This window comes from Rhodococcus koreensis, from assembly GCF_017068375.1.
Lineage (GTDB): Bacteria > Actinomycetota > Actinomycetes > Mycobacteriales > Mycobacteriaceae > Rhodococcus_F > Rhodococcus_F koreensis.
Genome location: NZ_CP070610.1, coordinates 1214009 through 1235255, shown reverse-complemented (window position 1 = coordinate 1235255; position 21247 = coordinate 1214009). Strand labels below are relative to the sequence as shown.

19 protein-coding genes and 2 pseudogenes are annotated in these 21247 nt (G+C 62.9%); 9 read left to right on the top strand and 12 right to left on the bottom strand.

Annotated elements, in window-relative coordinates; genetic code table 11:
* Positions 1-85: 85 nt before the first annotated feature.
* Together JWS14_RS46585 and JWS14_RS46580 are read right to left on the bottom strand one after the other, a co-directional pair.
* Positions 86-952: an enoyl-CoA hydratase/isomerase family protein gene (locus JWS14_RS46585; RefSeq protein WP_141471507.1), complete on the bottom strand. Its 867-nt coding sequence runs from the start codon at positions 950-952 to the stop codon at positions 86-88.
* A gap of 361 nt (positions 953-1313) precedes the next feature.
* Positions 1314-2069 carry an SDR family NAD(P)-dependent oxidoreductase gene (locus tag JWS14_RS46580; protein ID WP_206016909.1) on the bottom strand — a complete coding sequence of 252 codons (756 nt, stop codon included), beginning with the start codon at positions 2067-2069 and terminating at the stop codon, positions 1314-1316.
* Positions 2070-2361: 292 nt separating this feature from the next.
* On the opposite strand from JWS14_RS46580, the gene JWS14_RS46575 reads away from it, so the two are divergent.
* A complete protein-coding gene (locus tag JWS14_RS46575; RefSeq protein ID WP_206032248.1) occupies positions 2362-2931 on the top strand; it encodes a TetR/AcrR family transcriptional regulator in 570 nt (189 codons plus the stop codon).
* 569 nt (positions 2932-3500) lie between these two features.
* On the opposite strand, the gene JWS14_RS52095 is transcribed toward JWS14_RS46575, so the two are convergent.
* The 4 genes and pseudogenes from JWS14_RS52095 to JWS14_RS52285 form a co-directional block, all read right to left on the bottom strand.
* Positions 3501-3947, bottom strand: coding sequence for a transposase (locus JWS14_RS52095; RefSeq protein ID WP_420855160.1), 447 nt, complete (start codon positions 3945-3947; stop codon positions 3501-3503).
* A gap of 12 nt (positions 3948-3959) precedes the next feature.
* Positions 3960-4181: a transposase gene (locus JWS14_RS52090; protein ID WP_420855173.1), complete on the bottom strand. Its 222-nt coding sequence runs from the start codon at positions 4179-4181 to the stop codon at positions 3960-3962.
* Positions 4182-4356: 175 nt separating this feature from the next.
* Positions 4357-4716 carry a hypothetical protein gene (locus JWS14_RS46565; RefSeq protein WP_206016320.1) on the bottom strand — a complete coding sequence of 120 codons (360 nt, stop codon included), beginning with the start codon at positions 4714-4716 and terminating at the stop codon, positions 4357-4359.
* Positions 4717-5385: 669 nt separating this feature from the next.
* Positions 5386-5517: pseudogene (locus JWS14_RS52285) on the bottom strand (IS110 family RNA-guided transposase); the annotation flags it as partial.
* A 440-nt stretch (positions 5518-5957) separates the two neighbouring features.
* On the opposite strand from JWS14_RS52285, the gene JWS14_RS46560 reads away from it, so the two are divergent.
* The 3 genes from JWS14_RS46560 to JWS14_RS46550 are packed head-to-tail and all read left to right on the top strand — an operon-like array spanning position 5958 to position 7588.
* Positions 5958-6488 carry a cytochrome c oxidase subunit 3 gene (locus tag JWS14_RS46560; protein WP_241031723.1) on the top strand — a complete coding sequence of 177 codons (531 nt, stop codon included), beginning with the start codon at positions 5958-5960 and terminating at the stop codon, positions 6486-6488.
* 2 nt (positions 6489-6490) lie between these two features.
* Complete coding sequence (locus JWS14_RS46555; RefSeq protein WP_206016322.1) at positions 6491-6781, top strand: cytochrome C oxidase subunit IV family protein; 291 nt, start codon at positions 6491-6493, stop codon at positions 6779-6781.
* A gap of 39 nt (positions 6782-6820) precedes the next feature.
* Positions 6821-7588, top strand: a complete 768-nt coding sequence (locus tag JWS14_RS46550; RefSeq protein WP_206016323.1) for a hypothetical protein — start codon at positions 6821-6823, stop codon at positions 7586-7588.
* A 123-nt stretch (positions 7589-7711) separates the two neighbouring features.
* Here the strand turns inward: JWS14_RS46550 and JWS14_RS46545 are convergent, their stop codons facing one another.
* The gene (locus JWS14_RS46545) at positions 7712-9328 is read right to left on the bottom strand and encodes a hypothetical protein (protein ID WP_206012473.1); all 1617 of its coding nucleotides are present in this window, start codon (positions 9326-9328) and stop codon (positions 7712-7714) included.
* Positions 9329-9534: 206 nt separating this feature from the next.
* Here JWS14_RS46545 and JWS14_RS46540 point away from each other — a divergent pair, with 206 nt between their 5' ends.
* The 5 genes and pseudogenes from JWS14_RS46540 (at position 9535) to JWS14_RS46520 (ending at position 13543) form a co-directional block, all read left to right on the top strand.
* A complete protein-coding gene (locus JWS14_RS46540; protein WP_206016907.1) occupies positions 9535-10668 on the top strand; it encodes an IS701 family transposase in 1134 nt (377 codons plus the stop codon).
* Between the two features lie 236 nt (positions 10669-10904).
* Positions 10905-11777: pseudogene (locus JWS14_RS46535) on the top strand (IS5 family transposase).
* Positions 11778-11833: 56 nt separating this feature from the next.
* On the top strand, positions 11834-12430 hold the full coding sequence (locus tag JWS14_RS46530; RefSeq protein ID WP_105417951.1) for a TetR/AcrR family transcriptional regulator: 597 nt from the start codon (positions 11834-11836) through the stop codon (positions 12428-12430).
* 418 nt (positions 12431-12848) lie between these two features.
* A complete protein-coding gene (locus tag JWS14_RS46525; protein WP_206016906.1) occupies positions 12849-13283 on the top strand; it encodes a DUF1254 domain-containing protein in 435 nt (144 codons plus the stop codon).
* A gap of 65 nt (positions 13284-13348) precedes the next feature.
* Entirely contained in the window at positions 13349-13543 is a 195-nt protein-coding gene (locus JWS14_RS46520; RefSeq protein WP_206016905.1) for a TetR-type transcription factor C-terminal domain-containing protein, read from the top strand.
* 194 nt (positions 13544-13737) lie between these two features.
* Here JWS14_RS46520 and JWS14_RS46515 read toward each other — a convergent pair whose 3' ends face one another.
* The 5 genes from JWS14_RS46515 to JWS14_RS52085 all read right to left on the bottom strand — a co-directional run bounded on the left by JWS14_RS46515 (position 13738) and on the right by JWS14_RS52085 (position 21202).
* Positions 13738-15267 carry a carotenoid oxygenase family protein gene (locus tag JWS14_RS46515; protein WP_105417949.1) on the bottom strand — a complete coding sequence of 510 codons (1530 nt, stop codon included), beginning with the start codon at positions 15265-15267 and terminating at the stop codon, positions 13738-13740.
* A 959-nt stretch (positions 15268-16226) separates the two neighbouring features.
* Complete coding sequence (locus tag JWS14_RS46510) at positions 16227-17396, bottom strand: acyl-CoA dehydrogenase family protein (RefSeq protein ID WP_206016904.1); 1170 nt, start codon at positions 17394-17396, stop codon at positions 16227-16229.
* The gene (locus JWS14_RS46505; RefSeq protein ID WP_105417946.1) at positions 17393-18592 is read right to left on the bottom strand and encodes an acyl-CoA dehydrogenase family protein; all 1200 of its coding nucleotides are present in this window, start codon (positions 18590-18592) and stop codon (positions 17393-17395) included. Before JWS14_RS46505 ends, JWS14_RS46510 begins: the two co-directional genes overlap by 4 nt.
* Before the next feature lie 1027 nt (positions 18593-19619).
* Complete coding sequence (locus JWS14_RS46500) at positions 19620-20471, bottom strand: alpha/beta fold hydrolase (RefSeq protein ID WP_241031839.1); 852 nt, start codon at positions 20469-20471, stop codon at positions 19620-19622.
* A 482-nt stretch (positions 20472-20953) separates the two neighbouring features.
* Positions 20954-21202 carry an AMP-binding enzyme gene (locus tag JWS14_RS52085; RefSeq protein WP_420855180.1) on the bottom strand — a complete coding sequence of 83 codons (249 nt, stop codon included), beginning with the start codon at positions 21200-21202 and terminating at the stop codon, positions 20954-20956.
* Positions 21203-21247 lie beyond the last annotated feature (45 nt).

The following is a 21247-nucleotide window of genomic DNA, read 5'->3' as shown; positions in this document are numbered from 1 at the left end:
TCGATCGTACGACGATGGCGTCCATGTCTTCAATGCCCTGCATGGTGTTCCTTCGAATCGTGGATGAAGACCGGATCACCTCCGGTCAACGGCCGACGTACGTCCCCTTCGTGCGTGTTTTGAATGCCTCGAAGGCCGCGGCAGCGTCCTCGGTGGCAAAGGTAATGCGCTGGTTGTCCCACTCCAGGTCAAGCTGCTCGGCCAGGGTATTCGTCTCAGCACCTCGCAAGGCACGGACCGTCGCCCGCAACCCGAGTGGTGGCAGCTGCGCTAGATCCTTGGCAACCTTCAGCGCGTGCTCCAGCACCTGGCCGTCAGGGACCACCTGGTTGACGAAGCCTGCACGGTGCGCATCTTCCGCCGACATCGGCTGGTCCCGCAGCAAGAAGTCCGTCGCCGCCGATTGTCCCATCAGCTTGGTGACGAAATAACTGGCTCCCATGTCGGGGCCGAATCCAAGTGTGCCGAACGCAGCTTTGAACTTCACCGACTCGCCCGCAATGCGGTAAGTGTGCAGGCCAGCCCATCCGATGCCTCCGCCAGCCACGGCTCCATTGATGGCCGCGATGGTGGGCTTCTGAAAGTTGTTAAGCATCTGAAGAATCCATCGGCCCGGCCCCAACGGGTCGAAACGTCGAGCTTGAGCCGAGACCCCGAGCGAGGCGTGATCACCCTGCATCACTCCGCCGTAAAACATGACATCCGCGTCCGCGCCGGGACCGAGCTTGCCGTCCAGCTGGGCAAAGTCGACGCCGGGGCTCCACGCCGTCGCGCCGTCCGAGACGTTCGCGGTCGTGACGATGACGCGAACGCTGTCGTCACGTTCGAGCTCGGCGGAGACGTCCAAGAGTTCCCTCAGCAGAGACCCTCCGAGTGAGTTATTGGCGAGCGGACGATCGACCGTAAGCACGGCGACGTGCTCATCCACCGACACGTGCAGTTCCTCCGACATAGGCAGCCTTTCCTCGCGCGGGGGCTCCGGCGGACCGGGAAGCTCCCGAGATATTTTACTGTACATTAAACTTTGGGCGAACAGAAGCATTCGTTCGAACCCCCCACGCGATCAATACCGCGTGGTCGATGATCTGAACCACATCTTCGACGCGCCCGATCAGGACCAGCGATGCCCGCACGGTCGCCGTCGGAGGACCTTGGCCGCTCACTTTGGGTCGGCGCGGTGTTGCCCGAAAAGAGGGCCATGTCTTCGCACCCCCGACCGCGAGCCACCCGAGTCCCGTGTGACGCGGCCGGGGATTTACCGGTGACACTCGAACGCATCGCGCACCAGAGGATGCTCACGACGCGAATCGCGATCAGACTCCGTACCCTCCATCGACGTTGAGAGTCTGGCCGGTAATCCAGCCGGCACGATCTGACATGAGGAATCGGACTGCCTCGGCCACGTCAGTCACGTCCCCGAACCGACCAAGGGTCGTCTCCGACTTCGCCAAGGCCAGGCCCTGTTCCGTGAAGACCCCCGATTTCACCAACTTGTCGAACATGCCCTCCCCCTCGATGACGCCGGCGCCGACAGCATTCGCGCGAACACCGAATCGCCCCTCTTCGCCGGCGATGCCCCTGATCAATGCCTGAACCCCCGCCTTGGGGCCGACGACATCAGGTCCATCTTGCTGTACCGCGATCACCGGTGTGACGATGGCGGTTACTGCACCCGACGAAGCACGGAGCATCGGCAGGAAAGGCTGCACCAAGTTGAAGCAGCTCTTGAGGTCGTTGTCGATCACGCGTGAGAAGGTCTCGAGCTCAGTCTTGGCGATGAACGACATCGGAATCACCGGGCCCGCCGCGTAGACGACACCTCGCACGGCGCCGGCATCCGCTCGGCTCGCAAAGGCCCGAGCCTCGTCGGGAATCGCAAGATCAACCTGCTCAATCATGGCCTTTCGACCACTCGAACGGACGAGCTCCGCCGTCTCGTCGGCCCCCGCACGATTGCCTCGATACGCCACGACGACGTCATGGCCATCCTCCGCCAGGCTACGAGCGATGGCCCGACCCAAACCACCCGACGCCCCGCCGACAACCGTCCAGCTCATCGATTCCACCATCTTCTCTTCTCACTCCAAACTCGAGGATCGTTCGGCACACGAAACACATCGCGCGTCATCACGACTTCACGGCGCGCTACGGGCCAGCTGAACGAGGACCAACATTCCCGGAAGTATCTAATTCAGACTAAATAATAGGTGCATGTGACCGGGATCGTCAACAAAACCAGGGTGTCGCAGGCACGACCGTAGAAGGGCAGTTAGAATCGGGTTTGTGCCACGCCTAGCGACGAACAATGCCAGCAGCGCTCCCTTAGCGACTACCAAGTCCGCCAAGACCCGAGCCCGGATCTTGGATGCCACGGCGCACATTTTGTGCCGCAAAGGTTTCTCCGGAACTCGCCTGAGCGATATCGCCGACCGCGCCGAGTGTCAAGCACCGGCAATTTACTACTACTTCGAATCGCGCGAGGACCTGATCGAAGAGGTCATCTGGCAGGGAATGGCACACTTGCACGACCATGTGCGCAAGGCCCTCAAAGCTGCGAGCAGCGTGTCACCCGCGGAACGCCTGAACATCGCACTGGAGCAGCACCTACGCTTCATTCTGACCGAGTCCGACTACACAATGGCCGCGATTCGCAATGCCGCCCAGATGCCCATCGAGCTGCGCGATCGGCAACTCGCCGAGCAGCAGAAATACGCGGTGCTGTGGAGGAAGCTGTTCCGGGACGTGCGAACGGCCGGGCAACTTCGGCCGGGCGTCGACGAGCGGCTCGCACGCATGCTCATCCTCGGTTCGCTCAATTGGTCCACCGAATGGTGGCAGCCACGCGGAGAGTCTGTCGACACCTTGGTCCAGAACGCCAAGCGCATGCTCAACGGAGGATTCCTCAAAGAGGTCGATAACGAGGTCGACTGAGCCCCCGATGACAAGCCGGGGACCTCACGGGCCGATGACGGCCCACGAGATCCCCGGTTTCCAGCTACCCGCCTCCACCGACCACCACGTGTTCCGTTAGCAGGCGCTGGGTGGCCGCGCCCTCCGCTCCCTCGGGCGTCGGCTCGCAGGTCTTCGATGTGGCCGTCCGCCTCGTCGCCAGCGAAGCTGGGAGTTCAGCTCTCCAGCTCGACGGAGAGCATGTGCGGTGACGGAACACTGCGAAAGTCCATCCAGTGCCCGTGAGGAGTCCATCCCATGTGGAACGGGAGCTCGATGCGACAGATCGGCCCCGTGCCATATACGGCGGGTGGCCAGCGAAGTTATCGGCGGTGCTGTGGTTGCTGCTGAAGCTGGTGACCTTGCCGAACTCCATCCGGGAACCGACGGTGACGCCAGAGTCGATGCACTCCTCAGAGTGCATCTGAAAGCTCCGGTTCGGGTCAGGCCATCCGAGAGAGTCGGCGTGACGTGGTCGCGATCATGGCGATGTAGACTATAGCTTCGTGATGTCGGGCCGCTTCTCGTAGTTGCGGACGCAGCGGCGGTGTTTACAGATCCCCGCGAACGTTCTCTCGACCACCCACCTGAGGGGAAGAACCTTGAATCCCTTGGCGTCGTCGGCGCGTTTGACGACCTGAACAGTCAGCGACAGAACACCACTCGATCAGCCTGCCGGCGTAGCCGCCGTCGGCCCACACCAAACTGATCGTCGAGCAGGGGGCGCGCAGCGCAGCCAGGAGCCGGAACGCGCCGTCCCGGTCCTGAATACCGGCCATCGTCACCACAACCGCCAGCAACAGCCCGTTCGAGTCCACAGCGATGTGCCGTTTGCGCCCGTTCGTTTTCTTCCTCGCATCGTATCCACGACTCGACCCGGGCACGGTGTCGGCGCCCTGCACCGATTGGGAGTCGATGATCGCCGCCGACGGCTGCGGATCGCGGCCGCCCCGCACACGGGCGCGATCGCGCAGTGCGTCGTGGATCCGTTGCCACACCCCCGCCCGGACTCACCGGGCGAAGATCGCGTACACCGTGGTGGCGGGCGGGAACTCCGCCGGCAGCTGCCGCCACGCGATGCCGCCCCGCACGACGTCGAAGATGGCGTCGAGCACCAGACGGCGGCAGTGCTTTTCGGGTCGACCACCGCCGCCTCCGGTGTTGCCGGGAGGCGGGAGCAGGGGTTCGCGGAGCACCCACTGTACATCGGCGATGGACGATGAGGGGTACACCGCGCACCGGTGTCCTGGAGTGATCCGGGGTGGGGCATGACGGGCACAGCTCGATGAGCGATGATGGCAAGTGAGCTCCTGGCAGGGCGGGGACGTAAGCACTCACTGACCTTCCAGGAGTTCACTTGTTTCCCATCCGTCACACGCCGACGATCACCGAGTTTCAGATGCTCTCTCAGACCGACTGGCCTGTCAGCGCCGTCGACTCACAGCGGACCGGTCCCTCCGCTCCCCCTTTCGCTGCCGGCGAACATCGCCGCTGCACCGGCCCGCGGTTCGCGACAATCCCCGGACGGATCAGCCAGTCCACACCTACCGAAAGGACCGGCCGCAGCAGCAGCACCGAGACGACGACCGCGGCACTCTCGCCACGCCCGGAGAGATAGCCGAGGAACTCCTCGCCCAGGCGATCACCGCCGCCCTCACCCAGGGCGGTTCCTGGGCGCAGATCGGCGCCCGGCTCGGGTTTCCCGATCCCTGCGCACCCTCCGGCGCATGCTCGGACCTGCAGTGACAGAACGCGATCGTCGACCACGAAAACGCCCGAGCACACCGCATCCACACCGACCCGAACCCCACCGACAGGCCCGCACCTGGACCGGAAAGCACTGACCACGCCGCGTACAGCCCGCCGTTGCGGTAATCCCGGTGTCACGGGCACCGACTCCCCGAATCTTCGGCGCCTGAGGTGGCGATGCCCTACTGCCCATTGGCCGTGGTTCTGTACATCATCGCGGCGATCTGGCAATGCAACCTCGGACCCTTCTGAACCCGGTGTCCTGCCCGGTCACCGACAACGCGATGGAAGCCGGGATTCACCCCGTTGCCGTCTTCGTGGTCTCGTTCCGCGGGACTTCGGTCGCCATGTTCGGTATGACTTCTTGCCCCTGTCTCTCGAATGATCCGGGGGCGGTGTCGCCGAACCTGGTGGCGTCGGCGGACCGCTAATAGGCCTCCGATCACCGTAAGTCGTCATCCCTGTAGGTGTCGGGCTTGTCAAGGGTCGAGTTTTACGGGTTTCGGCCTCTATGCGGGCAGTGCCGGGTGAGGGCCGGGGTCAAGACAGAGCGCCCGCAGCGTGAGCGAGGACGAATGGTCTTGACGGTGGCCCGGCCCGGTGCAGGCTGGTCTGGGCCCGAGACCGCGTCGAGGACCAACGACGTGATTCGGTTTCGCTATGTGGTTGTGGTGCAACGGCTCCAGTGTCGATCAGCTCGAGCAGCGAGACCACCCGCTGCGCGTACGCGTCCCCGAGCGGCACCCGGGCCAGCCTCTGGCGGCCGGTGACACCGAACAGATCCGACACGGGGATCAGGACGCCGGCCTTGGCGAGCAGGGTGCGGCCCGGACCAACGGGCCACCGCTCGGGGGCATGGGTGGGCGTTCCCTGCGGGCTGTTGGGGTGCCTCCAGGTTTCGCGGTGTGCAGGTGGGCCAACAGCCGCACGGGTTACCTCAACGGCCTAGCGCCGCACACGACGCCCGGCAGCTTTCCGCGGAGACGCACCTGACGCACCGCGGTAGACGAGGTATGACCTCGGAGACGACAGATGACAAAAAGTGACGCTTGACACCTAATCGGTCGACTGCCAGGATACTTAATAGTGATTCAATTCATATCTAGGACCGTGCTGCTGTACCGACGCGCCAAGAACGCCGCCTCCGAGACGGCTGCGGACACAATAGACACCCCTGACCCTCGAGCGGAAGCAACATGTCGACAGTAACGAGAAATTCTCGGCAACATCCTCGTGCCGTTCCCCAAGTACCAGGTGAGGTGGGCATCTGGGTTTTCATATTCGGCGATATGGTCATTTTCGCCGTCCTCTTCGCCACCTTCTTCTATTACCGAGCGAAGAAGCCGGAGATTTTCGATCAGTCGCAAGTCGCACTGAATCAGAACTACGGTGCGGCCAACACGGTGGTGCTGCTGGTGAGCTCACTGCTGGTTGTGCTCGCTGTCCGGGCGGTGCGGAAACGGATGCCGCTGGCGCCTCACCTGATCGCCGGTGCCATCTTTTGCGGAATACTCTTCTCGGCGTTGAAGGTCTTGGAGTACGCCGAAAAAGTGAGTCACGGGATCACCCCGGCCACCAATGACTTCTTCATGTTCTATTTCGTGCTGACCGGGTTGCACTGGTTCCACCTCATCGTGGGATTGGTAGTACTCGTGACGCTGTACGTGTTCGCACGTAAACCCGAGATCACCGAGCATCGATTCGCCTTCTTCGAAGGTGGCGCCTGCTTCTGGCACATGGTCGATCTGCTGTGGATCGTTCTGTTCCCATTGCTGTATCTAGTGAGGTAGCGATGATTCCGACATTGACTGCGCTGGCACGAACCACGGCAACGGCCGTGTGGTTGGTACTGGTGTCCGCGACCGTGCTGTCGTGGTGGCTGGGTTTCGAGAGCGCGCACGGTGCCGACGCCTACCGAGAACTGATCGGCGTCGCGATTCTGCTCGTCGCCTTTATCAAGGTCCGATTCATCGGCATGTATTTCATGGAGCTGCGGGATGCCCCGCTGCCGTTGCGCGGTCTGTTCGACGGCTACTGCCTGATTGTCTGCACGGCGGTCGTCGGCATGTATCTGTGGGCTTGATCACGCTGTGTACCAAGTCTTTTCGATGAGTTAGGAGAAATGATGTTCAAACACAATGACGCCGATGTGATAGTGGCGACGAACCACACTGCTATCCAGAAGGTATGCGCCTGGAGCGGCCCGGCCTGCATCCTGTTTATGTTCACCGGCTTTTTCATCGCGGGATTTCTGCCGCCGATGCCGACGTCGTGGTCGCAGGCCGAAGTGGCCGCCCATTACCGGGAGAATGCGAACACTATCCGTATGGGCGCCGTTCTGGTCATGACGGCCTCGATGTTCTATGCGTCATTCACGGCCGTCTTTTCCGGGCAGATGCGTCGGATCCCCGGCATGCATTCCACCGTCGTGTACACCCAGCTGGCAGGTGGCGCGTTCGGGTGCCTGACCTTCCTGGTGCCCGGACTGCTGTTCATTGTCACCGCGTTCCGGCCGGAACGTTCGCCCGAGTTGACCATGATGCTCAACGACATGAGCTGGATCTTCCTGATTATGCCGTTTACCCCGTTCATGGTGCAGAACTTCGCGTTCGCTTACGCCATCTTCAGCGACAAGCGGCAACAGCCGCTGTTCCCTCGTTGGCTGGGGTACGTGAATATCTGGGCACCGATAATGTTCACCCCGGTTGTGATCGTGCCGTTCTTCCGGTCAGGACCGTTCGCTTGGAGTGGGATCTTCGGCTTCTGGGTTCCGGCCATTGCCTTCGGCCTTCAGTTTATCGCGAATATGATCTTCCTACTGCGGGCCATCAACCGACCGGAATCGGAGGACGCCCCGCAGTCGTCGCCCGGATCCACCCTTGTGGTATGAGATTGTGGCATAACATGTTGTCGGGACATGACAGCGACTAGGTAGCTAGGTAGCTAGAAGCGGCGTAGCCGGGTTTTGGGGTCAAGTTTGTGGTGTGTGGGTCACGTTCGACTGCTTGATATTTCAGGCTGCGAGTTGCGCTGTGGCGGTGAGGGTATCGACGGCGGTGCGGTAGGCGGTGGCAGCTGATCGCAGGCGGCCGGGAGTGGTTGTCGGAGCGGCGAGTTCGGCCAGGCCGGTGCGCAGGACCCGATCGTGGATACAGGTGAGGAACTTCGCGGTGTCGAGTCCGAGGTCGGTGACCTGATACCGGTGGGTGCCCTCGATCCGGACGATGAGGCTGCGGGTTTTCAGCCGGCGCAGGTCGTAGGTCATCTGCCCGGCGGACACTTCGTCCGGGTCGAGTCCACGCAGCTCGCCGGTGAGGGTGCGCAGGTCCTTGTTGGTGAAGCCGTTCGGGTGCAGCCGGAAGACCAGCAGTGCGGAGAGCAGGGCGTGGCTGCGCTGATCGGCGAACCGTAGTCCCGGGACACGGGTGCCGGTGGTGGTGATGACGGGGGCGGTGATGGCGGCGAGGGCGTCGGCGCCGATGATCGGGTCGTGGCTGAGTCGTTGGACGCGCAGTAGGCGGCGGTTGGCGTGGAAGCCGATCTCCCGCAGGGCGGGCAGATGTGTCAGTCGTTTCCCGAGGTGGAAATCGCGGGTGTCGTTGATGGTGGTTTCGGTGCGCAGGGCGCGTCCCTCCTTGTGGTACTGCTTGATGGTGGTGTGTTTGTAATCGACGTGCAGGCTGGGGGTGACGCCCTCGGTGATCACCCGGGTGCGGAATCGCCCGGGGGTGGCACGGGGGCCGCGGCGCATCAACCGCCGGTCGAAGACCAACGTGACCTGGTCGGGGCGGCCGAGATCGAGATTGTCGCGGATGACCTGTTCGAAGAAGACCCGACCGGAAACCGGGGCGTCGAGCATCTGGGTCAGGGAGAACTCCGCCTGCAACACCGACAGGTCGTAGCGGTAGCCGGCGTCCCGATCGGCGTCGGTGAACGGATCCGGCAGAATCGCCAGCCATTTCCGGAGGAGGGCGTCGATCCGTGGACCGGTCAGCCGATCGCAGATCGCCTGCAACGCGTCGGGGTCATCGACGGCGGCGAAGGCGTTGTCGAGCGCGGTGAACCCGAGCCCGGCCCTCGCGGCCTGACGCTGGGCCCAGTGGTGGCCGTTGATACAGAGTTTGGCGTTGTAGGGGAAGTACGAGCAGAACTTGAGGAAGAACGGGCCGAAGTCGGCGTCGACGCAGTAGAAGTAGTAATGGTTGACCACGCCGGTGGACTTGACGATCCACGGATAACTCTTGCCGTCGGCGTCGCGTCGTTTCTCCGTGCGGAACAGTGGTGTCCTCTCCTGCGCCCGGCCAATGAACACCACCCCCTCGGGTGCGGTGAACTGCTCGAGGTACTCGTGCATCACGTCGTCCTTGCGCTGGCCCTTCGCGAAGTCCACCCACGGGATGTGCCCGGTGTCGGCGAAGCGGTGCACCGCCGCAGCGAAGCGGTCGGTGATCCTGGCCAGCGGTGCGGTGGAGGCGACCGGCAATCCCAGCTGCCGATGCACGTAGGCGACCAGGCCGGGAGCGTACTGCAGGCCGGGAACGTAGACGTTGAGGTACATCCGGTCGATGCACTCGACGTCGAAGAGCGTGTGCGTGGTGAGCACGTCGGCTACGCTGCGCGGTATGGTCATGATGAGCTCCGGACGATCGGGCGGCCGGCAGGCCAACCAACCGCTACGACGGTTCATACACCCGATCGACGTCGTCGACCAGGGTCATCACCCCGACCGGCCGGGGCCCCCGGAGCGCAGCCGCCACCACACGACTCGTCGGGCTGGGGCGCAGCCCCGGTAGTACTGCAACGGCACTTGCTTGATAGGTAGTCGATACTGGTTGGGTGGTTGTCGATCTGGTTGCTGCCGAGTTGGAAGCGTTGCATGAGCGGATCTCCGGTCGGTTCGCCCGGTCGGAACCGCGCACCCGGGTCCGGGAGTATGTCGCGGGTTTGGTTGCGGGCCTGGAACGCAAGAATGGGTGGACACTCGCCGAGCGGGCCGGCGAGGTGAGCCCGGACGGGATGCAACGGTTGCTGCGGCGGGCGGACTGGGACGTCGACGGGGTGCGCGACGATGTCCGTGATTATGTGGTCGAACGGCTCGGCGATCCGGCCGGGGTGTTGATCGTCGACGACACCCGGTTCTTGAAGAAGGGCACCCGCTCGGCCGGGGTGCAGCGCCAGTACTCCGGCACCGCCGGGCGGGTGGAGAATTGCCAGATCGGGGTGTTCCTCGCCTACGCGTCCGGTGCCGGGCACGCGTTGATCGACCGGGAGCTGTACCTGCCCGAATCGTGGACCTCCGACCGCGACCGGTGCCACGCCGCCGGCATCGGTGACGACGTGGAGTTCGCGACCAAACCCGTGCTGGCGCAGCACATGATCCAACGCGCGCTCGACGCGAGGGTCCCGTTTTCCTGGCTCACCGCGGACGAAGCGTACGGTCAGGTGAAGTACCTGCGGGTCTGGCTCGAGGAGCGCGATATTTCCTACGTGCTGGCCACCCGCCGCAACGACGATGTGTTCACCCCGGACGGGCGCACCGGCCGGGCAGACGAGATGATCGCCGCGGTCCCGCCGAAGCAGCGGCGCCGGATCTCCGCCGGCGACGGCGCTCACGGCCCGCGGGAGTACTCCTGGGTGCGGGTGCCCATCAGGATCGCCTGGGCGCCCGGGCGGGGGCACTGGCTGCTCGCCCGCCGATCACTGTCGGATCCGACCGAAATCGCGTACTACATCTGCGCCGGCCCCCGGCGTACCACGCTCACCGAACTCGCCACCGTCGCCGGATCGCGGTGGCGGGTCGAGGAATGCTTCCAGCAGGCCAAGAACGAGGCCGGCCTGGACCAGTACCAGGTGCGCACCTACCGCGCCTGGTACGCCCACACCACCCTGTCGATGCTCGCCCTCGCCTGGCTCGCAGGAACGAAACCCGAAGCAGTAAAGGGGGAATCGGGATCGGCGATCAGGGCATGATCGGCCACACGGTACCCGAGAACCGGCGGCTGCTCGTGCATCTGATCCTGCGACACGCCCGCCCCGACGAGCATGTCTGGTCCTGGTCACACTGGCGGCGACGCCGACAGCACCAGGCCCCGATTCTGCCACTACCGAACCCGCGGACACGTCCCATAAGTGCCGTTGCAGCACTAGAGCGTGTCTGCTAAACGTTCGAGGATCGGTGCGGGATGCTGCGTGAGTGTTGCGAACCGATGAGATCTCCGATGACCTGTGGGCTGTGGGCTGTGGTCGAGCCCGTTCTTCCTGCACCATCCGGCCGCAAGGGACATCCGTGGAACGACCATCGATTGGCCCTGGAAGGGATCACCTGGCGATTCCGGACCGGGTCACCGTGCGGGACGTGCCTGAATACTTCGGTGCATGGCAGTCGATTTGGGACGCAACCGTCGCTGGTCGGACGACGGCACCTACGTGCGTATGTTCGCCGTCGTGCGCGCGACGGCGCCGGACTACGACGCGCAGCTCGAACGCCGGCTCTCGATCGACTCGACCATTGTCCGCGCCCACCAGCACTCCGCCGGCGCACTGACCGATGCGCACACAGGGGGCTCGGTCGAATGACAGGAATCTGGCCCACGAACCCGCCGACCAACCACGCGCTCGGTCGCTCCCGAGGCGGCGTGAGCACCAAGATCCATGCCCTCGCCGACACCTTCTGGTGCCCGCTGACGCTGTTGCTTTCGCCGGGCCAGGCAGGCGACAACCCCTACCTGGCACCCTTGCTCGGGGCCCACCGCGCCCATGACCCCGAAGCGTTCCGACTGTTGGCGGACAAGGCGTACTAGCATCCGAGTACCCGTAAGCACCTGCGGGAACGCAGGATCTCGCACACCATCCCCGAACGCAGCGACCAGATCAGTCGACGCAAGGCCAAGGGATCCGCCGGGGGTCGGCCACCCGTATTCGACAAAGACCGCAATCGCGAACGCAACGTCGTCGAGCGTGGCTTCGTGCGTCTCAAACAATGGCGTGCGATCGCCACTCGCTACGACAAGTACGCCACCACCTACCTCGGTGGCGTACTCCTGGCCGCACTCGTTATCCATCACCGTGTCCGCAAATAGCAGACACGCTCTGGTCGCCCCGGACCACCCGCCCCGCACGGGTAGTATCGAGCACTGTGACCATCGACGACGATGCCGCGGTGCGGAAGCTGCCCATGCGGGCGCGGATTCTGGCGGCCGCGCCAGATGTGCTGTTACGCTTCACATTGACGAAATTCACGATGGACGAGGTTGCCCGCGCCGCGGGCATCGCACGCCAGACCATCTACAAGCATTTCTCGAGCCGCGACGAACTGCTCATCGCGATGTTGATAGAGGATATGCAGGTCCGCCAGGCGCCGGAGCTCCTCGATGTCGTCGGGCGTCACCCCTCGGTCGAGAATCTCGTCGAGATCTTCCTGACCGAACTCGAGGTGGCCGCGAAATATCCACTGTTCCACGAACTGCTCGATCCCCGCACCGCGCCACGTGCGGCCGAACTCCTGTTTCAGTCGGCGAGCATCATGGCGGTCCGGGAGGCGTCCTGGAAGCCGATCCTGCACCGGTATGCCGAACAGGGTGTTGTTCGTTCGGACCTCGACCTCGCGGCCACGGTGCGCTGGATCACCTATCAAATGTTCTGGCTGGTCACCCATCCGGCCGTACTGACCGACGACAAGGCTGAACTGCGCGAGTATGTACGCCGGTACATACTCGGGGGCATCGTGGCCTAGGCCGTATCCCGTTGGAGCGAAGCCGATGAGCGCGCGCCGCGTCGACGGAGCGACTGATTAGAATCTGTAAGGAAGGAGAGCGCGACGCCTACGGGCTGCCCGTCCCGGTAGACCCGTCGAGCTCTGACGGCCGGAAGAAGACCCGCAATCGGCAGAAGTCGTTCGCGACTCGTGACGAAGCGCAGGCCCGAGCCGACGAACGAACGCCGCAAGGCACACCGGCGGCACTAACGCACTGGCCGAGCAGCGGAAGGCCGGTGATCTGCCGTTCGGTTACTACGCCCGAACGTGGCTGGACAGCTTGCGGGTGAAGGTAGCGCAGGGGCGGCTGAAGCAACGCACCCTCGACGACTACGAGAGAGGTCTCACCCGTTGGGGGGATGCACACGCCGCAGAGAGGGCGAAAGGTTGAAGGGCTGTGGCCCGGTCCACGACCAATACCGTGCTCTTCGGCGTGCGCCTGTTGGATCGCGACCGGGAGCGTGCGATACGCGAACTGATTCCACAGATGCGCACCTATGACTGGAGCGAGCGCGAGAGTCCGCCCAGTGAGCAGGCGGTCCCAGCCGGCAGCGCCAAGTGGAGCCAGACCCCGCCGCGCGGCATGGCCTATTGGGAGAGTCTGGTGGAAAAGCTCGCCAATGAGCCGGTCCACGCGGGTGACCGCTTCTTCATGGCGACGCTCAAGCCCCTCGGCATCGAGAAGGGCAAGCCATTCGAGCCCACACCACGCCAGCAGAAGATCCTCGATGACGCTGACCAGATGGGCGAGTTGATGGCCAAGGCGAATACCTACACCAAGCGGTTCGAAGAGCCCTACTGGCCCGGAACGCATTGGAAGGACACCGGGTAGGAGATTACGAGCAGCTTGATGAGCGTGCCTCTTACTTCTACGAGGGCGTCTCCATCTCCGAAGCGATGCGGTCCACGACTCCCGGGCAACTTCGGCCGGGCGTCGACGAGCGGCTCGCACGCATGCTCATCCTCGGTTCGCTCAATTGGTCCACCGAATGGTGGCAGCCACGCGGAGAGTCTGTCGACACCTTGGTCCAGAACGCCAAGCGCATGCTCAACGGAGGATTCCTCAAAGAGGTCGATAACGAGGTCGACTGAGCCCCCGATGACAAGCCGGGGATCTCACGGGCCGATGACGGCCCACGAGATCCCCGGTTTCCAGCTACCCGCCTCCACCGACCACCACGTGTTCCGTTAGCAGGCGCTGGGTGGCCGCGCCCTCCGCTCCCTCGGGCGTCGGCTCGCAGGTCTTCGATGTGGCCGTCCGCCTCGTCGCCAGCGAAGCTGGGAGTTCAGCTCTCCAGCTCGACGGAGAGCATGTGCGGTGACGGAACACTGCGAAAGTCCATCCAGTGCCCGTGAGGAGTCCATCCCATGTGGAACGGGAGCTCGATGCGACAGATCGGCCCAGTGCTGATGTCATCCGTATCAAAGATCTGGAACTCGCCGAGGTGCTCCTTGAACTTGGACACAGGAACGATGAGGTAACCATCGCCTTCGGGGGCGTCTACAGTCCGAGGGACAAACGCCGGCTCGAACGGGGACTCGTGGCGATTTGCGGTCAACTTCACTCGCTTGTCCGACCCACTGCGCATGTTGCGTCGAATTAGCGTGTCCATCCGCATCGCGCCTGGCCTGCTATCGCTGGGCGAGCCTCCCACGAGAACACCCCAGTCGTAGGGTCGGCCGAAGTGCCGTTCATCGATCTTCGGGAGCTCGCACATGACATCGTCGAGCACCTCACTCGTGACTGTTCGTGTCTTGAGGTTGATCGTCCATCTGCCAAGCACACTCGGCGCAACCTGGAAGAACGGAATGAAAGGGTCACCTGGTGCTGACATCTCGTCGGTTTGGAACGGCGGACGCCCGAACAACGGTGCGTCGAGCTGGATCGTGTCACCGATCTCGTTAGCCGACAGCATGTGCATCATGTACTGCGGCGGCAAGTCGGCAGTGATCCAGATGATCTCCGAGTTGATGTCGAAGCGGTTGATCAGCGCCAGCATGATCGGCTTGGCGACTTCCCATCCGTACCCACCAAGGCCCTTATTCGCCTTTTCGCTCGAGAGCGTGAACGGTTGGAACGGCAGAATGAAGTAGTTCTCGGACAACCACGCGTCGTGGGCGACGGTGTTGTACGGGGCATCGAGGATAGGACGCGACTGGACATCGCCGTTGGGCTTGATCCAGTGAAGGGTGACGAACGGGCGCACGTCGCTGTAACCCCACGCATACAGCATCCCCGTGTCCGCATCCCACTTCGGGTGCGGCGCCATATTGCCGTCATTCTCGTCGATGGGCTCACGGATACCCCGTGAGAGGTCCTTGCCCCAGGAGGGGAAACCCTTGGTCTCGAGCGTTATTGGATCGATGCGAAGCGGAGCCCCGGCCTGCTCACCAACCGCGAAGATGTCGCCAGCGAAGGGGAAAGCATTCACCAGCGCCGTGTTGTGAGAAAGCAGACGCGTCTGCTCATTGCGGATGATGTCACCGAGACCCATCGCACGCCAGTCTTGGCTGATCGCGCAGTCCTCCCACTCGAAGAGGGCTTCTCCGGCCTTCTCCTCGGCCAGGAACTTGGGCGTCCTTACCCACCGGTTGCGGAAGGACGCCTTTCCGTTCTCGAGAACCAAGCCCTGAACCATGCCATCAGTGGTAAAGACACTCTCGACCCCCTGACGCGCAGGGCGTCGAACGGTCGGGCCGTTATGGTACAGCCCACCGTAGATGTCCTTGGGGATCTGACCCTCAATGACTCGACATTCCGGAACCGTGGCCTCGAAGGCCATGGGCCAGAACACTCCCCTTTGCTGCATGCTCATCGCTCCTCAGTCTTGAATCTACTTTTTTGAATCTTGATTTAATTATGCTCTTGGCTAGGATCACGTGTCAACACGACGAGTTCAGAATGAGCGCAGCATGACCTCCGACATATCGGCCGCTCAGGGCATTTCGCGCTTTTAGGGTGGCCACCGCAAGCTAGTCGTTAGCGAGCAATTCAGCGCCATCATCGATCGCGCCTCGCCGAACGGCTCTGTCGGCGGTGAGGGGCGAGTACTTCAGCCTCTGGATGCTGCCAAGACGGTCCAAGACACCGGAGTCGGCGGGCTACGGTCGGCACAGCCCGCCATATCTGATCGTCAGGTGGCTGCAGGAGCGCCATGCCGGCGGATTCCTCTCAGCGATGGGCCGCTGGAGAAGAGGCTTTGAGGTCCGTCATCGGCTTTGCCATTTAAATTCGAGTCTCCGGCCCCCGTGCAATCGGATCAACGAGGAGTAGGAGGAGCCCTTCCTCTTGAACGGCGAGGCATCGGACCCGAGCTGGCTGCTTTCACTTCTCACATAACCTCATGCCAGACGGCGGATAGTCAGACCAAGCATCGGGTACCGCTCGAATGCACGTATTGCACTCCGAAGACCTGCCGGGGCAGCACCCGTCGGGGTGGCGCCTCAAATCGCAGCCCGCCTATCCGCGAAGTCCTCGCGGAACGGCTCATGCTTACAGAGACGGGCAAGGTTGGCGGCCGGCTTCGAATCAGGAGCGAACGACTAACGCCCCTTGACCGCTGATCCGCCCACCGCGAGTCGTGCCATCCGCTCCCCGAGAACCCGCCGCGACTCGCTCGTCCGCGCCCAGCGACTCGAGCATGTCGGGATTCTGCGCGTTTAGGATATCCTGGCGGTTGAAGGTGATACGACAGCTGCCGTCCGTCTGGTCAACCAGCAGTGAGCCGGATGTCAACGTCGCCATAAAGCACCTCCGTTGTCAGGACGGTGGCACCTAGGGATTGTGCACGCTGAATGACGAGGCGATGTCACGCCCGATGATCTCTTTCATGATCTCGGTCGTACCGCCGTAAATCGTCTGCACGCGCGAGTCGATGAAGGCACGGGCAACGGGATACTCGATCATGTACCCATAGCCGCCATGCAGCTGGACGCATCGGTCAACGATCCGTTTCTGGAGCTCAGTGGTCCACCACTTACCCTTCGCCGCATCCGTGGCCGTCAGGGTCCCAGCGTTCTGGCGGACGGCGAGGCTGTCGACATAGGTTTCCGCGATGTCCAGTTCGGTCGCCATTTCGGCCAGCGCGAACCGTGTGTTCTGGAACTCACCGATCGGCTGACCGAATGCCTTTCGCTCGAAACAGTACGCAGCGGTCAGGTCGAAGATGGCGCGAGCATCCGCAACCGCGCCAAGTGTCGTGCTCAGCCTCTCGCGTGGGAGGTGCCTCTTGAGCTGTGACAACCCGGTCCCGTACGTGCCGAGCAGGTTCCCCAGTGGTAGACGCACATCGTTGAAAAAGAGCTCGCCGGTGTCCTGCGAGTGCAGACCCACCTTCTGCAATGGCCGCCCGCGCTCGAATCCAGGCATGCCGTCCTCGACCACGAACAAGCTGAAGCCCAGAGAACCATCGTCTTTCACCGTGCGCGCCGCAACGATGACGATTCCGGCAATCGTGCCGTTCGTAATAAATGTTTTGCGACCTGATAAGACCCACTCGTCACCGTCTCGGCGCGCCATCGTTGACATCCCCCGCAAATCGCTGCCCGCTTCCGGTTCGGTCATAGCGACGGCTCCGACAATCTCGCCCGCCGCAAGACCAGGCATCCAGCGATCGAGCTGCTCGTCCGTACCGAGGTCCAGCAGGTAGACCAGAACCATGTCGTCCTGGTTCGCCAGGCCGATCGAGAAGGTGGTCGCTCTCGCCAGCGCCATCTCCTCGCTGACCACCATCCGGAAGCGCACATCGGCCTCGCCCGGTCCCCCGAACTTCTCCGGGATCCCCAGTCCGTAGATTCCAGCGTTGATCGCGGCGGTGAAGGCTGACAGGTCGATTCCACCCTCCTCCTCCCAACGGGCGTAGTGAGGCGTGACCTCCCGTTTGATGAAAGTCCTTACCGTGTCGCGGTACTGCTCGTGCACGTCCTCGTAGATCGCGCTGCTCATGAGACCGGAGCCATCTGGGGGGCGCCCGCAGAACGCTGTGACACGCTGACGCCAGGAAGGATCAACGCGGCGATCGCGTTCCTCAACACTGGCGGGCTGCCGCCGGCCACAATTGTTGCCACGACGTCTCGATGGATGCGCTCGATGGCGTAATTCGTGGTCGCCCCGTAGCCGCCATGGAGCTCCAGCGCCTTCAGCGTGATCTGCGAGGCCACTCGCGCGCCGTAGAGCTTGGCGGCCGTTGTCTCCAACGCCCGCGGGTAGTTACCGTCGATTGCCGAGGCCGCGGCATTTCGCGCCATCAGCCGCAGCGCCTCGAGGTCCGTCCACATGTCGACCAGGGCGTGGTAGACGGCCTGGAACTCGGCCAATGGCCGTCCAAAGGCGACTCGTTCGCGGACGAACCTCTCCGCTTCGTCGTATGCGGCGCCAGCCATGCCGAGGTTGAACGCACAGTTGTGCAATCGCTCCATGTTGAAGGCAGTCATCAGGTCACCGAAGCTGCCCGGCCCCCGAATGATGTTCTCGACAGGAATCACGACGTTCTCCAGCGTCAGGTCCCCGTGAGGGATACCTCGGCACCCAAGGAATTCGGGGCCAGCCTCGATCGTCACACCAGGCATGCCTTCTTCGACGATGACCGCGCCGATTCCTCGGTGCCCCGGAATGTCATCGAACCGAACGAACACGGCATAGAGCTGGTTTACCGTTGCTCCGGTCACAAAGTTTTTCTTGCCGTTGAGGACCCAATCGTCGCCTCTTCGCTCTGCAGTGGTGACGAGGGAGGTCAAGTCCGACCCAAAATCCGGCTCGGTGAGCGCAATGGCGCACTGCCTTGCTCCGGTGACGAGGTCCGGAAGAAACTTGTCCCGGGTCGTCTGCGACTCGGCCATCATCACCATGCACGGTCCCGGTCCGGCTGTGGCGAACAGCGGCTCGCCGATCGCCCAGAACTGCGAGTTCCTGAACATCGCCTCGACGGTGATCAGATAGTCCATCGCGGTCAGTCCCTGGCCGCCGTACTCGGTAGGCATCGTCAGGCCAAGGAGCCCGTGCGCCCTGACATGCTCCACGACCTCGGAGTACGGCACCTTGTTCGACCGATCCCATTCCGCCGACCTGCCACGAAGGGCGGCTCCAGCGGCCTTCGCACGCTCCTGCAGTTCCAGCTGTTGCGCACTGAGGGTGAAATCCACAGCATTCTCCCGTCCTCATACGCTCGACACGAGCGCATGCTTTTGAAACTTGATTCAAAACTGTATACTACATGAAGAACGGAGGCGCGTCACGGCCTCGAACCCCTCATCGATTCCGAAACGTGTCGAAGAATGACGGTGCGTCGCATAGTGTTCGAGAAGAAGCCGTGAAGACTCCCGCGCGATGGTGACGCCATTCCTGAGTCTTTCGCGTCCTGAGTCTTTCGCGATCGTAGTTGCGACGCGGCAGACGCCCTCGCGTCGACCTTCTGCGGGGTGCCCCGGATGCGGATTGACCACCACGGGTCGCTGCGTGCAGGTCGACGTGCCGACTCAAAGTTCGGCAAGTCCCACCGACCGCTGCTGTATCGGTCGCCCGTCTCGGCGTTGCCGACGCTCGCGTGAAATCGAAAATACCGAAGTGGTGGGCACGTCCCGTCCGCCGCGGCCAGCGGTCCAGATCCCGATCACCACTTCGGCGAGCTGTTTCCCGATCAGCGCATGCAACCGCGCGATCCCGTCCACTCCTTCCGGAAGCCGGCCTTGCTCAGCCTCCGTCCGGCCGGGCCCATCAGCTCGAGATCATGATGATCCTGAGTTCAAACGTCTCCTACAAACAGCAACATCAGCGGCGCGTCTCGCTGCGTCATGTTCGCCACTCCCTGCCGTCAGCGTGCGGAAGAACTGTCAGCAATCTATGTGGCAGTGCTTCAGTGACACTGACATTCCATCAGCGATTCCGTTCTGCCCGGCGGACCGGCAGGGCACGATCATTTTCCAGGACTCCAAGTCCAACAGGAAGAGCACTCACCTACCCGCCGCTACCGGTCACGAGTCTGCCGCATGGCCAGACCCGCTAGCACTCGATAGGGACTCGGGAGGCGGGGTTGGGCGCGCGGCTACTCGCCAAAGGCGACCAACGAAGGCTTGGACCGATGACGAAGAAGCGGATCCGGGATGCGGGCCGAGGTGACACTCACGACGAGACCCGAGCCGACGTGGTGTGGATCCCCCCGCCAGACGAGCCTCAGCCGAGGTTATCGAGGAATTCGACCACATGGGTGGCGAAGACATCGTTGTCGTCACCCGCGATCATGTGGCCGGCGTCTGCCGACTCGACCTGGGCCTGAGGGATGAGCGCCTTCATCTCCTGCACGCCTGCTTCGCTGACGACGTCTGAGTGCTTCCCGCGGACCAGCAGGGTCGGGACGGTGATTGCTCCCGCCGCCTGTGCAAGGCGCTCGACGTGAGCAACGCTCATTCCTTCGTCGGACTGGGTGAGAAACTGAGGATCCCAGTGCCAGTACCAACGGTCGTTCGCATGCAGACGGACATTCTTCCTGAGCCCATCCAGTGATGCGGGTCGAGGACGATGCGGGTTGTAGCCATGGATCGCGTCGGAGACTTCTTGCAGGTCGGCGAAGCCATCAGGCGAGGCCTCCATGAAGTCACGAATGCGCGCCGCGCCTGACTCTTCCACTCGCGGCGTGATATCGACGAGAACGAGTGCCCGCGCGAATCCCGGAGCCTCACCTGCTGTCAGCATGGCCACGATGCCGCCCATTGATGCGCCCACCACGACCGGGTCTCCGCCTACGAGCGCACATGCGCGACTGAGGTCGCTCACCATCGCATCGAACCGGTAGTCTCCGGTCGGATCCCAGTCACTGTCGCCGTGACCACGAGCGTCGTATGCGAGGACTTTCCAGCCCGCCCGAGCGAACAGCGCGCTGCTGACCCTCCAGGAATGGCGAGTCTGTCCGCCGCCGTGAAGCATGACTATCGAGCCGCGAGGTGGCACCACATGGTCAGGAAGCCACAAGTCGCCGACTAACGCAATGCCGTCATTCACCTCGAACTTGACGATCTCGTGCGACACGCCGTTCCTCTCGTCGGCAAGGAGAAGCCTCCTCGCGCGTGTTGTCTGATCTAGGCGCATTCGATGACAGGTGCCATTCCGTGGCCGCCACCATGTCTGCGGGCGGTGAGGCCGTGCGGCATTCTTCGCCAGCAGATCTCGGGATGTGGGTACATACAGCGGCGATATTCTTGGCGGAACCGGCCTTCTGTCAATCGTGCTCCCAGCGCCCGTCACTTCTGCTCGTTCGCGGGCCGTCGTAGCCCCCGCCGGATTGTCGACTGACTTGACGAACCCGTTCATCGACCTGTCTTAATATAGATTAAGTCATGCTTTGGCGTACCGGGCGCCGGATCCGCGCCTATGAGCAGAACACATTGCCTTCTTGGGCTCTACCGTCCCATCAATCACTTCCCGCACGTCGAGCAGTCGAATCCTGCGGCGGACGTCGCTGTCCGGGGCGGGCTAGCGAAGTCAAGCGTTACCCGAACGGACTGTTCGGTCTAACTCAGCTCGAGTTCACGCCTATCAAACTCTCCGGCCGCAGTGCGTGGTATGTCGTTGACGAAGTCAACCCTCTGAGGTGCCTTCTCGTGCGCAACTCGGTCGCGGGCGTAGTCGATGATATCGGCAGCTAGGTCGGAACATTCGCGGACTTCCGGCTTGACCCTCACGACTGCTTTGAACTGCTGTCCCCGCTTCAGATCGTCGACGCTGATCACAACAACGTCGTAGATTGCCGGGTGCATCATCAAGACGTCTTCGACCTCCTCCGGCAGCGGTCGACTCTGCTGAAG